This window comes from Gordonia hongkongensis, from assembly GCF_023078355.1.
Classification (GTDB): domain Bacteria; phylum Actinomycetota; class Actinomycetes; order Mycobacteriales; family Mycobacteriaceae; genus Gordonia; species Gordonia hongkongensis.
On sequence record NZ_CP095552.1, the window covers coordinates 957,938 to 976,220 of the forward strand.

Genomic DNA, 18,283 nt, shown 5'->3' on the forward strand with positions numbered 1-18,283 from the left:
TCTAGGATTTGTGTTGTCCACCCTGTGTTGCCGCGCCGACGCGTCTTTCCGACTTGTTCACCATCTTGGTCGCCTCGCGGCGGACCTTCGCGGGTAGATCGTCCTGCGCGAGCAACGACCGAATCGCCTCGACGTCACCGCCGGCGAGCAGATCACGTGATCGCACACCGTGACCGGGGCGGTGGACGACGGTGATCCGATCGCCCTGCGCCACCGTGCCGTTGCGGACAACGCGCAGGTAGGTGCCGAAATCTGCCTGCGCCAGGAACCGCTTCATCCACCGTGGCTCGCCCGCCCACACCGCGAAGGTCTTGCAGGGGACGCGAGGGATGGTCACCTCGAGAATTAGCCCGTCGGTGCCGACTTCCCATCGCTCCCCGACGACGGCATCGGTGACCGCCATCCCGTCGATGCGCAGGTTCTCCCCGAACCATCCGTAAGGAAGCTCACGTCCGAGCTCGTCGGCCCATCGGCGCGCCTCGGGATCGGCGTAGGCGTACACCGCCTGATCGACGCCGCCGTGGTGTCGCTTGTTACCCACGTGGTCGTCGACGAGACCGAGTTCGTCGACGTCGAGGCGCCCGCTGCGGGGTCGCTTGTCGATGGCGGAGGGGCCGATGCCCGCGAGGATCACGTCGTCGCCGGCCGCGCACACGGCCAGCACCACACCCGTGCTCAACCGTTGCGTCCCGGCGCCGCCGAACCGCTGCGGAGTCGTTCCACGGCCGCGCGTCCCGCCTGGACCCGATCGTCGTCGCGGATCGAATCCGGATCGATCCGCGCGCTGACGGCGGACTCGGCCCCGACCGACAACTCCACGTCGGCGCCGACGTTGCGCTTGACGAGTGCCAGCGCGATGGGACCCCACTCATGGTGGTCGATGACCGTGCCCACCCGGCCGACGGTTCGTCCGCCGGCGGTGACCGGGTCGCCGGGGACGGGTCGCTCGTCGACGCTCCCGTCCAGATGCAGCAGGACCAGCCGTCGAGGCGACTTGCCGAGGTTGTGTACGCGGGCGACGGTCTCCTGGCCGCGGTAGCAACCCTTGTCCAGGTGGACCGCGCCTAACTCGTCCGGACCGCCGATCCAGTCGACCTCGTGCGGGATCGTGCGTTCGTCGGTGTCGGCGCCGAGCCGGGGTCGGCGGGCGGCCACGCGCAGGGCTTCGAAAGCCCAGCTGCCGGCCATTCGCGCGCCGGCCTCGGTCAGCGTGTCCCACCAGCGGGTCAGCACGTACTCGGGCACCACGAGGTCGACGACCGGCAGGTCCCGGTCCTCGCCGAGCGGGGGCATGCGCCGCCAGAAGCCGAGCTGTTCGTCCTCGTGGTGCGACTCGGGCAACCCGCCCGCCTGGTACACCACGGCGTCCGCGCCGACCTCCAGGAGATCGGCGACCGGACCGTCGAGGGCCCCGGGCCCGATCAGCGTCAGGACCTTCATGTCCGAACGCGCGGCGGGTTCGGCCTTGGCCCAGAACACCATCTTGGTCAGGAAGTCGAGCAGCGGTCCGCCGCGCGAACCCTCGGTGTCGATCCACGTCACGCCGTCGATGTCGGTGAGGACGAAATGCTCTTCGACTCGACCGTTGAGGTCGAGAGAGAGGTCTTCGGCGCTCGACCGGTCGGCGAGGGTGGCGATGTGCTGGCTGCTGATGGTGTGCAGCCAGGTCAGGCGTTCGGCGCCGGCGATCTCGAGAACGGCGCGGTCGGACCTGTCGACGATGATCACGCCACGTTGTGCGGCTCGTTGTTCGCCGAGGGGGTCGCCGTAGTGCCACGCGGTGTCGGCGGAGAGGAGGTCGCCGGGGCCGGGCACCGCCCCGCCCTCGGAATGCCTGGTCAGGATGGGTGAGCGGCTCACGCGTCGATTCTACGGGTCGATTCGGTGCGGGGCTGCGACGCATGACAACCTTCTATCCATGGCGGATTCGATCCTTGTCTCCCTCGACGGCACCCGACACGATGCCGACGCTCCCTTCCTCCACGCCGACGACCTGGCCGCGGTGCGCGGTGACGGCATCTTCGAGACGCTTCTCGTGCGCGGCGGCCGGGCGCGATGCGTCCGACTGCATCTCGAGCGACTGGCCCGGAGTGCGGCCGCGATGGAACTCGACAAGCCCGATCTCGACGAGTGGCGGGCGGTGATCGAGACCGCGACGCAGGCGTGGACGGAGAAGCACGGGTCGTCGGGTGAGGCACTGCTGCGGCTCGTCTACTCCCGCGGACGCGAGCACGGTTCGGCGCCGACCGCGTACGTCACCGTCGACGCGGTGCCCGACCGGGTGTCGGCGGCGCGTGCGGACGGTGTCCGGGTGGTCACCCTCGCTCGCGGCTTCTCGATCGACCTCGCCGCCACGGCGCCCTGGCAGCTCCTCGGCGCGAAGACCCTCAGCTACGCCACGAACATGGCGGCCCTGCGCCACGCGTCGGCCGAGGGCTTCGACGACGTGATCTTCGTCAGCAGCGAGGGCGCCGTCCTTGAAGGGCCCCGAGCCACGGTCGTCGCCGTGTACTCCGACACCCTGGTCACACCGCCGACCGAGATCGGGATTCTCGAGTCGACCACCGTGCGTGCGGTTTTCGATGTCGCGGAACAGGAGGGTTGGACGACCAAGACCGACGTCCTACGGCCCGAGGATCTGGTGGCGGCCGACTCGGTCTGGCTGGTGAGCAGCGTGACCCTCGCGGCGCGGGTCACCCATCTCAACCGGTACGTGATGCCGCTCGCCGCGGACGCCGCGAAGTTCACCGATCTGGTCGACCGGGCCATCTCGGTGGACGACAATTGATCCCGGTCACCCCCACCTGATCTCGTCCGCCTGGGGCACACACCCGCGTGGGTGAGAGGGAAGACACCGCTTCGAACTGGTCGGCGGGACCTTTGGCGCTTGTAAGGGCCCGGTGACCAGGCGTAACGTCGCGCCTACGACCTACTACTACCGCTAGTAGTAGGTACCCGGCAGGTTTCGACCTTGCCCCCGCAGCCCGGGGGCCGGCAACTCGATTCGAGGCGATATGGACGCTCTGGACGTCTCCAGATGGCAATTCGGGATCACGACCGTCTACCACTTCATCCTGGTGCCGTTGACGATCGGCCTCGCGCCGATGATCGCGGTGATGCAGACGGTGTGGCATGTCACCGGCAACGAGCAGTGGCTGCGCGCCACGAAGTTCTTCGGCAAGCTCTTCCTGATCAACTTCGCGCTCGGTGTCGCGACCGGCATCGTCCAGGAGTTCCAGTTCGGCATGAACTGGAGCGAGTACAGCCGGTTCGTCGCCGATGTCTTCGGCGCGCCACTGGCCCTGGAGGGTCTCGTCGCCTTCTTCCTCGAATCGACGTTCATCGGGCTCTGGATCTTCGGCTGGGACCGCCTGCCGCGCCGCGTGCACCTGGCCTGTATCTGGTTGGCCGCCATCGGTGTGAACGCGTCGGCGTATTTCATCATCGCCGCGAACTCGTGGATGCAGCACCCCGTCGGCGTCACATGGGATGACGAACGCGGCCGGCCTGCCATGAACGACTTCGTCGCGGTGCTCACCAACAACACGACCCTGGCGGCCTTCCCGCACGTCATCGCCGGCGCCTTCCTCACCGCCGGTACCTTCGTCGCGGCCATCGGCATCTGGTGGATGGCGCGGAACTCATGGCGGGCCAAGAAGATCCGCGAGGCCGCGGACACCGGTGACCTGTCCGAGATCCCGGACAGCACCTCGCCGAGCCACGTCGACGCCACACCCGAGGACCTCGAGAAGGACGCCCGCGACCTCTGGCGGCCGGTCACGAGACTCGCGTTGTGGATCACCATCGTCTCCGGTGTCGCGCTGTTCATCACCGGGGACCTCCAGGCGCAGATCATGTTCAAACAGCAGCCGATGAAGATGGCGTCCGCGGAGTCGCTGTGCGAGACCGAGACGGGTCCGGGTTTCTCGGTTCTGTCGATCGGCCGCCAGAACAACTGCGAGAACATCGAACACGTCATCGAGATCCCGAAGATGCTGTCGTTCCTCGCGAATCACGACTTCGATTCGACTCTGCAGGGCGTGGAGGAACTGCAGGAGCAGTACACTCGGGCCTTCGCCGGGCAGCCGAACGTGCCGGCGAACCAGAACTTCGCACCCAACCTGTTCGTGACCTACTGGGGCTTCCGGGCGATGATCACCTGGGCGCTCGGCTCGGTGGTCGTGGCCTTGGGCGGACTGTGGTTCACGCGCCGTAAGCGGGTGGTCGAATCCAGACGCTTCGGCTTCATCGCCCTGTTGATGATCCCGACGCCGTTCCTGGCCAACAGTTCCGGCTGGATCTTCACCGAGATGGGACGCCAGCCGTGGGTCGTGGCGCCCAACTGGGAGGACGACCTCGACCCGCTCCGGATCAGCATGCTGGTGCAGAACGGTGTGTCCAACCATTCGGCGAGCACCGTGCTCGTCACGCTGATCGGGTTCACGCTGCTCTACGGCGCCCTCGGCGTCGTGTGGTTCATGCTGCAGCGGCGCTATGTCATCGAGGGTCCGGCCGCACACGATGCGCGACCGCCGGGCCACACCGACGACGAGTCCGATTCCGATGAACCCAAACAGCTCTCGTTCGCATACTAGAGGAGCGTGCTCATGAGTCTCGAAGAAATCTGGTTCCTGGTCATCGCGTTCCTGTTCGTCGGGTATTTCGTCCTGGAGGGCTTCGACTTCGGCGTCGGCATGCTGATGCCGATCCTCGGTTCGAGTCACACCGGTGGCGACGACAAGGTCGCCGCCGACGATCCCGAAGCCGACCCCGACAAACGTCGCCGCGCGCTCCTCAACACCATCGGCCCGGTCTGGGACGGCAACGAGGTCTGGCTCATCACCGCGGGAGCGGCGTTGTTCGCGGCCTTCGGCGGTTGGTACGCAACCATGTTCAGTGCGTTCTACCTTCCGCTGTTCCTCATCCTCATCGGGCTCATCGTGCGGGTCTGCGCGATCGAGTGGCGGGGCAAGATCAACAACCCCCGCTGGCGCGTGTGGTGCGACGTCGGAATCGGGCTGGGTTCGTGGATTCCGGCGATCCTGTGGGGTGTGGCGTTCGCCAACATCGTGCGCGGGCTCCCGATCGACGCCGACGCCCAGTACACGGGTGGGTTCTTCAACCTCCTCAACCCGTATGCCCTGCTCGGCGGCGCCACGACCCTGCTCGCGTTCCTCACCCACGGGGCGGTGTTCATCTCGCTGAAGACCTCCGGTGTGCTGCAGGAGGATTCGGCTCGCTACGCTGCCCGGCTGGCCTGGCCGACACTGATCGTGGCCGCCGTGTTCCTGCTGTGGACCCAGTTCGCCTACGGCAGCTCGTGGACCTGGATTCCGGTGCTCATCGCCGCCGTCGCCGCGGTGGGCATGGTGGCCGCCACCCAGATCCGCCGCGAGGGTTACGCATTCATGTTCACCTGCATCGCGATCGCCGGCACGGTCGCCACGCTGTTCGCCGAGCTCTTCCCGAACACGATTCCGTCGACTCTGAATCCGCAGTGGAACCTCACCATCGAGAACACGTCGTCGAGCGATTACACCCTTACGATCATGACGTGGGCGGCCGTGCTCATCACCCCGGTGGTGATGGGCTACCAGGCCTGGACCTATTGGGTGTTCCGAAAGCGACTGTCGGTCGCGCACATCCCGGACCCGGCCGGACTTCCGTCGTTGCGAATCCCGAGCAAGTGAGACGCACCGCCCGGCCCCCGCTCGACCCCCGGCTGCTGCGGTATTCGCCGACGACGCGGCGGTATGTCGGGGTCACCGCGGCGTTCGCGGTGGCCGAGGTGGTCGCGATCATCGTGGTGGCCGCGATGGTGGCGTCGATCGTCTCCGAACTGATCGTGTCGCCCGGGGCGCGGTCATTCGCCGCGCAGGGCGTTCACCTGACCGTGTTGGCCGCAGCACTGGCGGCCCGGGCCGCGATGGCATACGGACACGACCGATACGCGCACCGCGCCGCCGAGCGTGCGATCGCGGAGATGCGTGCCGAGGCCCTCGATGTCCTCACCGATCCGGCCCGCACGTCGCCGCGATCGCTGACGGCGATCCGCGAACACGCGAGCACCGTCCTCCTGCGCGGGCTGGACGCCCTCGGGCCGTATCTGTCGGGCTACCTACCGGCCCTGGTGGCCGCGGTGGTTCTGACGCCGACGGTCACGGTGGTCATCGCGTTCGCCGACTGGCCGTCGGCGCTCATCATCCTCGTCACCCTGCCCCTCATCCCGCTGTTCATGGTGCTCGTCGGACTGATGACGCGCGATCGCACCACACGCAAGCTGGCGACGATGAGCCGGCTGAGTGCCCAGCTCCTCGACCTCATCGCCGGATTGCCGACGTTGCGCGCACTGAACCGGGCCGGCGCCCCGGCGGTTCGGGTCGGTGAACTCGGTGAAGCCCACCGCCGCAGCACGATGAGTTCGCTGCGGGTCGCGTTCCTGTCGGGCGCCGTCCTCGAGTTACTGGCCACGCTCTGCGTCGCACTGGTCGCCGTGGGGATCGGTCTCCGTCTGGTCTATGGCGAGATGTCGTTGTACGCGGGCGTTTTCGCGTTGATCCTGGCGCCGGAGGCCTACCTGCCGCTGCGTCGGGTCGGCATGCAGTTCCACAATTCCACCGACGGCCTCACCGCAGCCGAGCAGGTCTTCGAGCTCATCACACCGCCGTCTGACGCGGCCGCGCCGTCCGCCACCGGGAATCGCGGGGTCAGCGTCGCAGGCGAACCGATCACCGTGCTCGACGTCGGCATCCACGGGCGCGACGGATGGGCACCGGAGTGCCTCCGCACGACGATCGAACCCGGGGCGCTGACCGTGTTCGCCGGACCGAACGGGTCGGGCAAGTCGACGATGCTGGCGGCGATCATGGGCCTGCTCGCTCCAGACGCGGGATCGGTGCTGATCGGGTCCACCCCGGTCGGTCAGGCCGATCCGGCGGCGCTGCACGAACAGATCGCCTGGCTGCCCCAGCAACCGGTGATCGTGCCGGGCACGGTCGCCGAGAACCTGGAGCTGTTCGGCGCGCTGGACCGCGACGCCTTCGAATCGGTTTCCGCGGCAACAGGCTTCGCCGCAGTCCTGGGTGAACTGCCGGGCCGGTTCGGCACGGTGCTGGGATCCGGCGGGGTCGGGCTCTCCGCGGGACAACGGCAACGCCTCGCCCTGACCCGAGTCCTCGCCTCGCCGGCGCCGCTGCTGCTGCTCGACGAACCGACCGCCCACCTCGACGAGGCGTCCGAGCGCGACGTGTTCGCCGCACTCCGCGATCGCGCTCGGGCCGGGGACACCGTCGTCGTGGTGGCGCACCGGGGCGTCGCCCGCGAGTACGCGGACCGGGTGGTGGACTTCCCGGCGGCCACCGGCGCAGCAGCCGCGGGCACGGCCGAGGAGGTGGACCATGCGCGGTGATCCGTTGATCCGGGCCCTGGGCTTCCTCGGCCTGCGCCGGCGTCCCGCGCTCACCGCGCTCGCGCTCGGTGTCGGCGGCTCGCTCTCGGCCCTCTTCCTGGCGGCGCTGTCGGCCTGGCTCATCACCCGTGCGTGGCAGATGCCGCCGGTGCTGTACCTGTCGGTCGCGATCACCGCGGTCCGGGCGCTGGGTATCTCGCGCGGAGTGTTCCGCTATCTGGAACGGCTGGCGACCCACGATCTCGCCCTGCAGGCCATGGCCACCGCGCGGCAGCGCGTGTACACGGCGTTGGCGTCGGGCGCACCGGGTTACTCGGTCACGTTGCGGCGGAGTGAACTGCTCAACCGGACCGGTGACGACGTCGACGAGATCGGCAACGCCCTCATCCGCGGCCTCATCCCGATCGGCATCGGTGCCACGACATCGCTTGCGGCAGTGGTGGTGATGGCGCTGGTCTCGGTGCCCGCGGCCGTGGTGCTCGCACTCGCGCTGGCCGTCAGCGGCGGTGTGGCGCCGTGGCTGGCCGCACGCGGTGGTGCCCGGTCGATCCGCGACGGCGCGCAGGCCGCGTCCGAGGCCACGGAGGCCGCCACGACGGCGCTGTGGCACGCGCCTGAACTCGTCGTCGCACGCAGACGCCATCGCGCGCTGGCAGCGGCCGCAGCGGCGGATCGCCGCCATCTCGACGCCACGGACCGGGGTATCCGGTGGCAGGCATCCGCCGCGGCGGCGACTCCGCTGGCACTGGGTGCGTCGCTGATCGCGGCATGCGTCATCGCCGTCGAATTGGCCTCGGCGACCTCGGGTTCGCTCGCCGGGGTGAGTTCGGGGGCTGGACTGACGCCGATGATCCTCGGTGTGCTCGTCCTGCTGCCGCTGTCGGCCTTCGAATCCACCGCGCCGCTCACCGAGGCCGGGCTGCAGATCGAGCGGAGCCGACAGAGTGCGGCCAGGCTCATGGCGCTGGTGGACGGGGCGCACGCCGACGGAACGGTCGATGTGACCGACGCCGAGGTGTATCGGTCTCCGGTGCGTCTGACGACCACGGGATTGCGCTGGGGACACCGAGATCGGGAGATCCTCGGTCCCGCGGCGGGCGTGGATCTCGACCTGCGACCTGGTTCGCGTCTGGTGGTCACCGGGCCGAGCGGGGCGGGGAAGTCGACGCTGCTCCTCACCCTCGCCGGTTTGTTGCCGCCGATGGCCGGGGACGTCGAGGCGGTCGACGTCGGCGACGGTTCGGTTGTCGGGTCACGTTCGGCGGGATGCTATTTCGCCGAGGAGGCACACATCTTCTCGACGTCGGTCCGCGAGAACCTGCGCGTCGCCCGCGGTGACATCACCGACGAGGAGATCGACACCGCGCTGGCGGCCGCCGGGCTGCAGCGCTGGGCCGCAGCACTTCCCGACGGTCTGGACACCGTCCTCACCGGTGGGGCCGATGCGATGAGCGGCGGGCAGCGGCGGCGACTGCTGCTCGCCCGCGCACTGCTGCACCCCGGGCGTGTCGTCCTGCTCGACGAACCGACCGAGCATATGGACGAGGCGGACTCCGACGAGCTGTTGCGGCGCCTCCTGGGGATCGAACGGGACCTGTTCGGGCCCGACCGGATCGTCGTCGTGGTGACCCACCAGCGCCCGGTCGACACTGGTGCGGTAGCGGTGCTCGAGTTGGCGGGCGGGCCCCTTCCTGCTCCCTGAGGTGCGAGCGAAGCGAGCCACGAAGGGCTCCGCAGCGTGCCTCACCAGGCCCTTCGTGGCTCGTCGCTGATATGTAGTGCTGCTCTGTCAAGTCCCATGGCGAAATTGCCTCCTTCTCAGGGGCTGTTGTGGGGTTGGCCACCCGCCGCGGTGTGTGGTGGTCGTTACTCGCGACGGTGTTGTCGGACTGATATACGCGGGTTGGTTACCGCTCAACGGTGTTCGACAGGAGATGAAAACGCTGGCCGACGGGTCTATGTAAACGTGCGTACCGTGCACCCAAAAGTGCTGGCGCACATAGCGACGCCGTGGATTCGTTCCCTGTTCACCACAGCGGGAGTCCCGCGACGGGTGGCCAAGATTGTGTGTCAGTGCTGGTTAGTCGTCGAGCACCGCCAGCGACCAGCACCAGCCGGCGAGCTCACGAGCGATCGCGGTGTTGGCCACGCAGGGATGTTTGCTGCGGCGGTCGAATTGTTGCCAGCGCTTGTGTAGCCGACGATTGCCGGCATGGCCACGGGCGCGGGCAGCCGGTGTAGCAGCCTCCCACCGGCGGCGCATGGTCTGTCCGGGTGTGGCGTAGGGGCGTCGGTGTTGCCAGGCCGCCTCGACCAATAGCCGCCGCACGTGGGCGTTACCGGCCTTGGTGATCGATCCCTGACTGCGGGTCCCGCCGGTCGAGTATTCCGAGGGCACCAACCCGGCGTAGGAGCCGATCGTGGCGCCACTAAACCGTGACCAGTCGCCGATCTCGACCGCCAAAGCGAACGCGGTCAGCGTCGACACGCCCCGCAGACACGACAGCCGGGTGACCACCGCCCGCCACGGATCGGTGGCCGCGGTCTGTTCGATCAGCTCATCGAGGCGGTCACGGCGGGCGGTCACGCTCAACACCGCGTCCAGGTCGTTGTCGAAGGCGGCTTGCAGCAGCGGCAGCTCGAAACGTTGACGCTGCAGCCACCGCTGATGAACACCGGTCCAGGGTTTCCCGCCGGAGTAGACGATCCCCTGTCGCAGAAGCAGTTTGGACAATCGATGCCGAGCGCGCATCAAGTCGCTGCGGGCGTCCTCGCGGGCGCGGACCAGATCCCGTGCGGCTTCGGTGCCCACCTCAGGAACACTGACCGCCACCACTTCGCCCAGGCGCAGCAACTTCGCCAAGTGTGCAGCGTCTCGGGCATCGGTCTTGACGCGGTCCCCGGCTGGCCGCTGCAGCTTCGAGGGCGCGGCAACCACACACTCCATCCCGGCCGCCGTGATCGCCCGCGCCAATCCAAAGCCGGTCGGACCGGCCTCATAGGCCACCCGCACCGGCGGGGCCAGGCCTTGTAGCCAGCTGACGATGGTCGCCGCATCAGGGACCAAGGTCTCCCGAATCACCTGCCCGGTGTCTTCATCGATGGCGTGAGCGACCACCGAGCGTGCGTGAACATCCAATCCGACACTTGTACCCTGAACAATCACCGGAGGCCTCCTGATCTGCAATGTGGTGCTACCGCCGAGTGTGAACTCAGCAGCAGCAACCCACGATGTGTTTGCAGCTTGAGGCCTTCGGCCCCAAGGCCCTCATACCGTCTATCGCTCCTCGCACCTCAGGGAGCAATAGTCAGCGGCTCTCTGCCTGTGGGCGGGCACGAAACAAGAACCGGGGCCGGACGTACACGTCGTCCGGCCCCGGTTCCCCCTGTGAGAGGCGGGAGGTCTAACCCGTGGACACCTCGTAGCCCATCGGCAGCATCGTCGACTTGTGCTCGAGGAAGGACTCGAGACCTTCTCGGCCGTTCTCACGGCCGATGCCCGAGTTCTTGTAACCGCCGAACGGTGACTCGGGATCGATGGCGTACCAATTGATCCCGAAGGTGCCGGTGCGGATCTTGGTGGAGATCTCGATGCCGCTCTCGACGTCGTTCGTCCACACCGTGCCGGCGAGTCCGTAGCTCGAGTCGTTGGCGATGGCGATGGCCTCGTCGACGTCGTCGTAGGCGATGACCGACAGCACGGGACCGAAGATCTCCTCCTGCGCGATGGCCATGTCGTTGGTGACGCCGGTGAAGATCGTGGGGGTGAGGAAGTAGCCGGAGTCGAGTCCCTCGGGACGCTCGCTTTCGAGAACCGCGGTGGCACCGGCCTTCTTGCCGAGTTCGACGTACTCCTCGACCTTGTTCCGCTGGTTCTCGGTGATCAGCGGTCCGAGCTGGGCCTCCGGATCGGACGGCAGCCCGACCTTCATCGCCTTCGCGGCCTCGACCATCGCGGCCACGATCTCGTCCTGTCGGCTGCGCGGCACCAGGATTCGCGTCTGCGCGACGCATGCCTGGCCCGTGTTGAACAGGCCGAGGAACGTCAGCATGAAGGCGTTCGCGGCGAGGTCGACGTCGTCGAGGACGATGGCGGCCGACTTGCCGCCCAGCTCGAGCGAACACCGCTTGAGGGTCTGGGCGCAGGCGGCGCCGATCGCCTTGCCGGCCGCGGTCGAACCGGTGAAGGTGATCTTGTCGACGTCGGGATGCGCGACGAGCGCCTGCCCGGTCTCGGTGCCACCGGTGACCACCGAGATCGCCTCGGCGGGAACGCCCGCCTCGATGAACAGCTGCGCGACGTAGTTGCCGGTCATGGGGGTCTCGGGTGCGGGTTTGAGCACCACCGAGCAGCCTGCGGCCAGCGCGGCACCCATCTTGTTGCAGGTGATGAACAGCGGGACGTTCCAGGCACAGATCGCGCCGACGACGCCCACCGGTTCGCGGGTGATCCTGGTGGTGCCGAACAGGCCGGTGCGGTATTCCTCCCACTGGTAGTCACGGGCCGCGTTGGCGTAGGCGCGCAGGACACCGGTGCCGGGGAGCTGTTGGAGGGTGCTGATCGCGCTCGGCGGCGCGCCCATCTCGGCGGAAACGAGCGCGGTGATCTCGTCGCCCCGCTCGTCGATCAGATCAGCGACCTTCGCGATGATGTCGGCGCGCTGTGCGGGCGGCGTCGAACTCCAGACCCCGGAGTCGAAGGCCGCGCGCGCCGCGCGGACCGCGGCGTCGACGTCGGTGGCATCGGCGAGCGGTACCGAACCGACGCGCTCACCGGTGGCGGGGGAGTGGACCTCGAGGGTCTCGGTGGAATGGGGATCGGCCCATCGGCCGCCGATGAGCAACTGGGGTTGATCGCCCCCGCCGATGAGGGTGGCGGGTTGGGACTCCACGGTCTCGGTCATTACGCGTGTGCTCCTCAGAGGACGGGGCCCTGCCCGGGCGAGGGCGGCCGACAGCCGCCGATGGACAGGTGTGAACTACGGCACACGCAATACTAGAACACGTTCTAACTCTGATGCCAGGGGTGGTCGTCAGGAACTGCCGAAGGCCACCCGGGCCTCCATCCCCTGCAGCACGTCGTGGAGGATCTCGATCTGGTCGGACGGGTCCTCGGCCTCGAGGAGTCGGTGCTGGTCATGCGGTTGTCCCGCCGTCTGCGCCGCCCACCGGTGGATGGGCGAGAGGTCTGCGGCCCGGGGATCGGAGTCGATGAGCGCGAAGGCGGCGATGATCGGCTCGGGGTCCTCGCCGGCGGCGCGGAACTTTCGCCGGATCAGCTCGCGGTGTCGTTCGGCGAGGTCGCGCAGACGGGCCAGATCGGAGCGGCTCGGGGTCCGTTCGGGCAACACCGTGATGCGGGCGCGGGGATATGGATCGTCGGGCAGCCACTCCTCGACCCGGAACCGGCGACGGCCGATTGCGGTCAGCGCCGCGCGGCCGTCCGGCAGCCGGCCGGTGATCTCGGCGTGTGCCAAGGTGCCGACCCGGCAGCGTGATTCGCCGCCGCCGACCTCGGAACCGCGCTCGATGAGTACCACGCCGAATCTGACCGTGGGCGGGTCGGTCGAGGTGTCGGCATGGTCGTCCAGCATCTGCCGATAGCGTGGCTCGAAGATGCGCAACGGCAGTTCCGCGCTCGGCACCAGGGCGGTGCCGAGCGGGAACATCGGCGCGACGAGCGTTTCGCCCGCCGCCGGTTCAGAGGTCAGGGCGTGCTCGTCTCAGGACTTGGGTCGCGCGTCGAGCACGACCTCGAACTCGAGCAGATCCGCACCCGAGGCGACCGGCTTCGCGCGCTCACCGGAGTGCGCCTCGCGGGCCGGACCCGCCGACCAGGCCTGGAAGTCCTCTTCGGACTCCCACTCGGTGACGACGAAGTAGCGGTCGTCACCCTTGACCGGACGCAGCAACTGGAATCCGAGGAACCCCTTGGACCCGTCGACCGAGTGGGCGCGATTGGCGAACCGCTTCTCCAGTTCGGGGCCCGCGCCCTCGGGGACGGAGATGGCATTGATCTTCACAACAGACATGCGTCCACCATAGGCGCTGCGCGCGGGCGGTCGTCTGGGGAACGACGACACGGCGGTCGGGCCCCGTGCCGGTCGTCGGTGGCACTGCGGTTCTGCGACTACAGTTCTGGCATGTTCGACGGTGAGGTTCCGCAGGAGACCGGACTTCGCGACCACAGTGGTCCCGAAGTCGCGGACGACGCGAACGGATCGTCGGCCACAGTCGAGCGCGCGGCGCCGCCCATCGTGTTGCTGCACGGCCTGATGGGCCGCGGACGGACATGGCGCCGCCAGGTCCCGTGGCTGCGCCGGTACGGCCGGGTGTTCACCTACGACGCCGCGTTCCACACCGGCGCCGACGCCGAAGAACCCTGCGACGGCGGCGAACTCGCGACGGAGCGGTTCGTCGCCGACCTCGCCGAGGTCCTCACCTGGATCGACCGCGGGCCTGCGGTCCTCATCGGGCATTCGATGGGAGCCCTACACGCCTGGTGCGCGGCGGCGGAGTACCCCGAACTCGTCGCAGCGCTGGTCGTCGAGGACATGGCCCCCGACTTCCGCGGCCGGACCACCACGAGCTGGACCCCGTGGTTCGAGTCCTGGCCGGACCGATTCGCCTCCGAGGCCGAAGCCGTCGAGATGTTCGGGCCGGTGGCCGGCCGCTACTTCTTCGAGGCCTTCGACGACGGCCGGTTACACGGTCGGATTCCGTTGTGGGCCGCGATCGCCGAGGAATGGGGCCGACGCGACTTCTGGACGCAATGGCGTTCGGTCGGTGTGCCGGCGCTGCTGATCGAGGCCGAGCACGGGGTCACCCCGCCGGGGCAGATGCGGACGATGTGCGCGGTCAACGACCACGCCCGATACCTCCGCGTGCCGGATGCCGGACATCTGATCCACGACGACGCGCCACATGTGTATCGCGGTGCGGTGGAGGCATTCCTGTCCGGCCTCGACCGCTGAGGCTGCTGCGCAACGTAATTCGGGGCGTACACGACGAATCGTGTACGCCCCGAGGAGGAACGAGTGGCGTCAGGCGGGGTCGGCCGGCGCGATGGGCGCGCCGTTGAGCCGGCGCCAGCAGTGCACGAAAAACAGCTGGGCGACGGGAGCTGCAACGATCAGGCCGATTCCGCACAGTAGGGCGCCGACCAGGGTGATTGCGTAAGTCACCAACCACGTGAGTAGAGAGTCGCCGAATCTGGACTTCACCAACTCGAACGATGCCTTCAGTGCCTCGACAGGCGATAGCCCCTTGTCGATTGTGGCAACGATCGAGAAGATCAAGAAGAACGCGGCGATGATGCCGGGGAGCACGCACAGGAACGTACCGATGGCTGTGATGATCCCGACCAGAATCGCGGTGCCGATCACTGGTCCGAATCGAATCGGGGTCAGGAAAGATGCCGCGGATACAGGTTCGCCGTTAGCGACACGGACCGCTCCGGAGATGATGCTCGCCTGCAAGTACAGAATGCCGATGTAGAAGACCACGGCGATAAGCGCCATTAGGATGTAAGTACCGATTCCAGGCCCGCCGGACTGGATATACCCGTTCTCGTCTATAACGAGGTCGTCACTGCTGGCGAATAAAACGGTGTAGAAGACCCCGAGGAACACCGCGTAAAGCAGGAACATCGCGAGGCCCGGCAGGATCATCGCACCGACGTTGTTCTTGAACTTGCCGAAGGCCCACGAGAACGCGGTGCCCACGTCGATCTTGCCCGAATCTCCCGGCGCGCCGTAGGGATCCGGGGCTCCGGGATAGGCCCCGGCGTCACCGTACTGCGGCCCGCCCGGAGGCGGCGGAGGCGGGGCCTGGCCGTACTGCGGCTGCGGCGGCGGCTGCTGGCCGTACGGCGGTTGCTGGGGAGGCTGCTGCCCGTACTGCGGCGGCTGCTGCCCGTATTGGGGCGGCTGCTGCCCGGGGAAGCCGCCTGGTTGCTGCGGGTCCGGCGGCGGGACAGGGGGATACGGCGGCTGACTCATGGAACGGGACATTAGCAACGATCCGGGCGTGGTGGGAGACTATCTCCGAACGATCAAACGACTGGTCAATGAACCCGGCACGGCTTATGAGGTCTGTCGGCACCGGCTCGAGCGGAGTTCCGGTACAGCCGTCTCGGAGCCGTTCGGCGGAGTCCCGGCGGAGCTATGCCTCGCCGGCGAGGCAGTAGCGTCCGCTTGCGGTGATCTCCACGAGCCCGTCGACGAGCAGCGAATCCAGGGCCCGGTCGCGCTGGGCGGTGTCGGAGGTCCACACGACGTCGAGTGCGGCGCGGTCGACGGCGCCGCTCGTGTTGCGCAGGACATCGAGGAGCAGCCCGCGCACCTGACGGTCGGTGCCGGCGAACTTCTGCACCCGGCGCGGCGGTCCGGAGTGCGTCGGCCGGCCGAGGCCGACCCAGGTGCAACCGTCGACGAGAGGGCACTTGTCGCACTTGGGGTTTCGAGCCGTGCAGACGAGCGCGCCGAGTTCCATCAGCGCCGCCGAGAAGCGTGGTGCCGACGCGGCGTAGGTGCCGTCGTCGGACCGGGGGAGCAGCGCCTGCGCGTCGGCGAGATCCCGCCGCGACGGATTCGCCGGTTGTTCGCGCCCGTGAACCGCGCGGACGATGACCCGCCGGACGTTGGTGTCGACCACCGGCACGGCCTGTCCATAGGCGAAGCAGGCGACCGCCCGTGCGGTGTAGTCCCCGATACCGGGCAGTCCCAGCATGGTCTCGACATCCTCGGGAACCCGATCGCCGTGGTCGGCGGCCAGCACCTTGGCGCACTCGTGAAGGCGGAGCGCGCGTCGGGGGTAGCCGAGCTTGCCCCACGCCCGCAGGACCTCCCCGGCCGGTTCGACCGCCATCGCCGAGGGGACCGGCCATCGCCGGACCCACTCCCGCCAGGGTTCGACCACCCGGGACACCGGCGTCTGCTGCAACATGATCTCGCTGATGAGGATCTGCCAGCCGCTACACGACGGGTCACGCCACGGAAGATCCCGTTCATGCATATCGAACCAACCGAGCAGATGGCCCGATGGCACACTATTGGGCATGACCGCAACGACACCACGGCAGGCCTGGCGCATCCTGCGCGACGGCAACAACCGATTTGTGACAGGTGAATCTCAGCATCCCAGCCAGGGTATCGAGGACCGGGCGCGACTCGCCGGGGGCCAGCACCCGCACGTCGCGCTCTTCGGTTGCGCCGACTCCCGCCTGGCGGCCGAGATCATCTTCGACCAGGGTCTCGGCGACATGTTCGTCGTCCGCACGGCCGGTCAGGTCATCGACTCGGCGGTCCTCGGTTCGCTCGAGTACGCCGTCGAGGTGTTGCAGGTACCGCTCATCGTGATCCTCGGGCACGACAGCTGCGGCGCGGTGAAGGCCACCCTCGACGCGCTCGACGACAACCAGATCCCCGGCGGTTACATCCGGGACGTCGTGGAACGGGTCACCCCCAGCATCCTCGCCGGCCGTAGCGAGGGCCTGACACGAGTCGACGAGTTCGAGGCCCGCCATGTGGTGGAGACCGGGCAGCTGCTCATGCAGCGCAGCCGGATCATCGCCGATCGGATCAGTACCGGCCGCCTGGCGATCGTCGGCCTGACCTACCAGCTCAGCGAGGGGCAGGTGAACGTCCAGGGCGTGTACGGGGACATCGGTGAACGCCCGGCGCCCACCGCGGTGGCCGAGTCTGCCTGACGTCGTATTCGTCTCCGCATGCGGTGGACCTGAAGGCGAACTCTAGACTTTGCCTGCTCGGGACCGCTTTCCCGCTGCGACACGCCGCACGTGATGAACCAGAAGTCAAGACCCGGCCGTTAGCGTTGTGGTCGTGATCGAACCCCAGGGCCCGCTGCCACCCGAGATCTACTGGCGACGCCGCGTCGTCGCCGCGGGTGGTGCGCTGGTCGTGGTCGGTCTGGTCGTAGCACTGATCGTGTGGATGACGTCGGGAAGCGGGGATCCGCAGAACACCGCAGCCACCGCGAGCGTGTCGTCGAGCTCATCGGCGTCGTCGACGACATCCGCGCCGCCCGCGTCGGAACCGCAGGCGGGTGGCGCCTCCGGTGAACCGGATGCGGGGGGCGGCGCCGGCGGCGGGGCGGGTGCTCCGGCGGGGCCGCCCGCGGGGTCCGCGACCCCGGTCGAATCGACAAGTCCAGCAGGCGTTCCCGGAGCGGCCGGCGGGCCGGCCCTGTGCCCGGATCAGGCGATCTCGGTGGTCCTCTACACCGACAAGCCCACCTACACGATCGGACAGAACCCGGTGTTCACCATCGTGACCACCAACGCGGGACTGTCCGAGTGCACCCGCGACGTCGGCAAGGCCGTGCAGAACGTCATCGTCCGCACCCTGGACGGCACCCGGACGCTGTGGTCGGCGCGCGACTGCTCGCCGCTGAACACCGTCAACAACGTGGTGCTCAAGCCTGCGCAGCAGGTGAAGGACACGATCACCTGGTCGGGCACCACCAGCAGCCCCGGTTGCGAGCGCCCGCGGACCCAGGTGCCCGCCGGCTCCTACTCCGCCATCGGCAAGATCGGCGAACGCGAATCGTTCCCGATCACGTTCAACATGGTCGCCCCGGCCCAACAGCCCTGAGCGACGGTCACGTTCGCCGGGCCAGGCGACTAGTCGTAGCGCTCGATGCTGGTCTCGGCCAGGCGGGTACCGCGAACTATTCGTTCGCTAGGTAAAGTACCGACTCGTTGAGTATCAATGATGAGATCTCCTACCTCGGTCTCGTCTGGCGGGGAGGTCTCTCATCCGAGTCGGATTCAAGGCGTTCATGCGTCGCTGTGTGGTTGCCGCGGGCGTTGCGGTGACGTGCGCATCATCAGCGCTGGTGTGGGGCAGCGGGCCC

Annotated in this window: 16 protein-coding genes; 8 read left to right on the forward strand and 8 right to left on the reverse strand. The window is 68.1% G+C overall.

What is annotated here, in order from left to right; all coding sequences use genetic code 11:
* Nucleotide 1: 1 nt before the first annotated feature.
* Both MVF96_RS04410 and ygfZ read right to left on the reverse strand, forming a co-directional pair.
* Nucleotides 2–679, reverse strand: coding sequence for an MOSC domain-containing protein (locus MVF96_RS04410; protein ID WP_247451384.1), 678 nt, complete (start codon nucleotides 677–679; stop codon nucleotides 2–4).
* Nucleotides 676–1,860 carry a CAF17-like 4Fe-4S cluster assembly/insertion protein YgfZ gene (ygfZ, locus tag MVF96_RS04415; protein WP_247451386.1) on the reverse strand — a complete coding sequence of 395 codons (1,185 nt, stop codon included), beginning with the start codon at nucleotides 1,858–1,860 and terminating at the stop codon, nucleotides 676–678. The genes MVF96_RS04410 and ygfZ overlap by 4 nt, the downstream gene beginning before the upstream one ends.
* A gap of 58 nt (nucleotides 1,861–1,918) precedes the next feature.
* Between ygfZ and MVF96_RS04420 the strand changes: the two genes are divergently transcribed.
* The 5 genes from MVF96_RS04420 to cydC all read left to right on the forward strand — a co-directional run bounded on the left by MVF96_RS04420 (nucleotide 1,919) and on the right by cydC (nucleotide 9,110).
* Nucleotides 1,919–2,788, forward strand: a complete 870-nt coding sequence (locus tag MVF96_RS04420; RefSeq protein ID WP_065629161.1) for an aminodeoxychorismate lyase — start codon at nucleotides 1,919–1,921, stop codon at nucleotides 2,786–2,788.
* A 226-nt stretch (nucleotides 2,789–3,014) separates the two neighbouring features.
* Nucleotides 3,015–4,595 carry a cytochrome ubiquinol oxidase subunit I gene (locus MVF96_RS04425; RefSeq protein WP_078112986.1) on the forward strand — a complete coding sequence of 527 codons (1,581 nt, stop codon included), beginning with the start codon at nucleotides 3,015–3,017 and terminating at the stop codon, nucleotides 4,593–4,595.
* Between the two features lie 12 nt (nucleotides 4,596–4,607).
* Nucleotides 4,608–5,690 (forward strand): cytochrome d ubiquinol oxidase subunit II, encoded by a 1,083-nt coding sequence (gene cydB, locus MVF96_RS04430; protein ID WP_078112987.1) that lies wholly within the window; start codon nucleotides 4,608–4,610, stop codon nucleotides 5,688–5,690.
* Nucleotides 5,687–7,408, forward strand: coding sequence for a thiol reductant ABC exporter subunit CydD (gene cydD, locus MVF96_RS04435; RefSeq protein ID WP_078112988.1), 1,722 nt, complete (start codon nucleotides 5,687–5,689; stop codon nucleotides 7,406–7,408). The genes cydB and cydD overlap by 4 nt, the downstream gene beginning before the upstream one ends.
* Nucleotides 7,398–9,110, forward strand: a complete 1,713-nt coding sequence (cydC, locus tag MVF96_RS04440; protein WP_078112989.1) for a thiol reductant ABC exporter subunit CydC — start codon at nucleotides 7,398–7,400, stop codon at nucleotides 9,108–9,110. The genes cydD and cydC overlap by 11 nt, the downstream gene beginning before the upstream one ends.
* Before the next feature lie 378 nt (nucleotides 9,111–9,488).
* On the opposite strand, the gene MVF96_RS04445 is transcribed toward cydC, so the two are convergent.
* The 4 genes from MVF96_RS04445 to MVF96_RS04460 all read right to left on the reverse strand — a co-directional run bounded on the left by MVF96_RS04445 (nucleotide 9,489) and on the right by MVF96_RS04460 (nucleotide 13,440).
* The gene (locus MVF96_RS04445; protein ID WP_137808695.1) at nucleotides 9,489–10,574 is read right to left on the reverse strand and encodes an IS110 family RNA-guided transposase; all 1,086 of its coding nucleotides are present in this window, start codon (nucleotides 10,572–10,574) and stop codon (nucleotides 9,489–9,491) included.
* 238 nt (nucleotides 10,575–10,812) lie between these two features.
* Entirely contained in the window at nucleotides 10,813–12,312 is a 1,500-nt protein-coding gene (locus MVF96_RS04450; protein WP_247451388.1) for an aldehyde dehydrogenase, read from the reverse strand.
* 129 nt (nucleotides 12,313–12,441) lie between these two features.
* Entirely contained in the window at nucleotides 12,442–13,077 is a 636-nt protein-coding gene (locus MVF96_RS04455) for an LON peptidase substrate-binding domain-containing protein (RefSeq protein ID WP_247451390.1), read from the reverse strand.
* A gap of 54 nt (nucleotides 13,078–13,131) precedes the next feature.
* Complete coding sequence (locus MVF96_RS04460) at nucleotides 13,132–13,440, reverse strand: antibiotic biosynthesis monooxygenase family protein (protein WP_035717146.1); 309 nt, start codon at nucleotides 13,438–13,440, stop codon at nucleotides 13,132–13,134.
* A 111-nt stretch (nucleotides 13,441–13,551) separates the two neighbouring features.
* Between MVF96_RS04460 and MVF96_RS04465 the strand changes: the two genes are divergently transcribed.
* A complete protein-coding gene (locus MVF96_RS04465; RefSeq protein WP_247451391.1) occupies nucleotides 13,552–14,382 on the forward strand; it encodes an alpha/beta fold hydrolase in 831 nt (276 codons plus the stop codon).
* Nucleotides 14,383–14,451: 69 nt separating this feature from the next.
* Here MVF96_RS04465 and MVF96_RS04470 read toward each other — a convergent pair whose 3' ends face one another.
* Both MVF96_RS04470 and MVF96_RS04475 read right to left on the reverse strand, forming a co-directional pair.
* Nucleotides 14,452–15,408: a hypothetical protein gene (locus tag MVF96_RS04470; RefSeq protein ID WP_055475234.1), complete on the reverse strand. Its 957-nt coding sequence runs from the start codon at nucleotides 15,406–15,408 to the stop codon at nucleotides 14,452–14,454.
* A gap of 163 nt (nucleotides 15,409–15,571) precedes the next feature.
* Nucleotides 15,572–16,468 (reverse strand): HhH-GPD family protein, encoded by an 897-nt coding sequence (locus tag MVF96_RS04475; protein WP_247451393.1) that lies wholly within the window; start codon nucleotides 16,466–16,468, stop codon nucleotides 15,572–15,574.
* Between MVF96_RS04475 and MVF96_RS04480 the strand changes: the two genes are divergently transcribed.
* Nucleotides 16,467–17,117, forward strand: coding sequence for a carbonic anhydrase (locus tag MVF96_RS04480; RefSeq protein WP_055475232.1), 651 nt, complete (start codon nucleotides 16,467–16,469; stop codon nucleotides 17,115–17,117). The genes MVF96_RS04475 and MVF96_RS04480 overlap by 2 nt on opposite strands.
* A gap of 133 nt (nucleotides 17,118–17,250) precedes the next feature.
* Nucleotides 17,251–18,021, forward strand: coding sequence for a hypothetical protein (locus MVF96_RS04485; RefSeq protein ID WP_055475267.1), 771 nt, complete (start codon nucleotides 17,251–17,253; stop codon nucleotides 18,019–18,021).
* Nucleotides 18,022–18,283 lie beyond the last annotated feature (262 nt).

Excerpts from the sequence above, each read along its gene's own strand:
- MVF96_RS04420 (WP_065629161.1), top strand. The coding sequence starts at position 1,919 with ATGGCGGATTCGATCCTTGTCTCCCTCGACGGCACCCGACACGATGCC.
- MVF96_RS04425 (WP_078112986.1), top strand. The coding sequence starts at position 3,015 with ATGGACGCTCTGGACGTCTCCAGATGGCAATTCGGGATCACGACCGTC.
- cydB (WP_078112987.1), top strand. The coding sequence starts at position 4,608 with ATGAGTCTCGAAGAAATCTGGTTCCTGGTCATCGCGTTCCTGTTCGTC.
- cydC (WP_078112989.1), top strand. The coding sequence starts at position 7,398 with ATGCGCGGTGATCCGTTGATCCGGGCCCTGGGCTTCCTCGGCCTGCGC.
- MVF96_RS04450 (WP_247451388.1), bottom strand. The coding sequence starts at position 12,312 with ATGACCGAGACCGTGGAGTCCCAACCCGCCACCCTCATCGGCGGGGGC.
- MVF96_RS04455 (WP_247451390.1), bottom strand. The coding sequence starts at position 13,077 with ATGTTCCCGCTCGGCACCGCCCTGGTGCCGAGCGCGGAACTGCCGTTG.
- MVF96_RS04460 (WP_035717146.1), bottom strand. The coding sequence starts at position 13,440 with ATGTCTGTTGTGAAGATCAATGCCATCTCCGTCCCCGAGGGCGCGGGC.
- MVF96_RS04465 (WP_247451391.1), top strand. The coding sequence starts at position 13,552 with ATGTTCGACGGTGAGGTTCCGCAGGAGACCGGACTTCGCGACCACAGT.
- MVF96_RS04470 (WP_055475234.1), bottom strand. The coding sequence starts at position 15,408 with ATGAGTCAGCCGCCGTATCCCCCTGTCCCGCCGCCGGACCCGCAGCAA.
- MVF96_RS04480 (WP_055475232.1), top strand. The coding sequence starts at position 16,467 with ATGACCGCAACGACACCACGGCAGGCCTGGCGCATCCTGCGCGACGGC.
- MVF96_RS04475 (WP_247451393.1), bottom strand. The coding sequence starts at position 16,468 with ATGCCCAATAGTGTGCCATCGGGCCATCTGCTCGGTTGGTTCGATATG.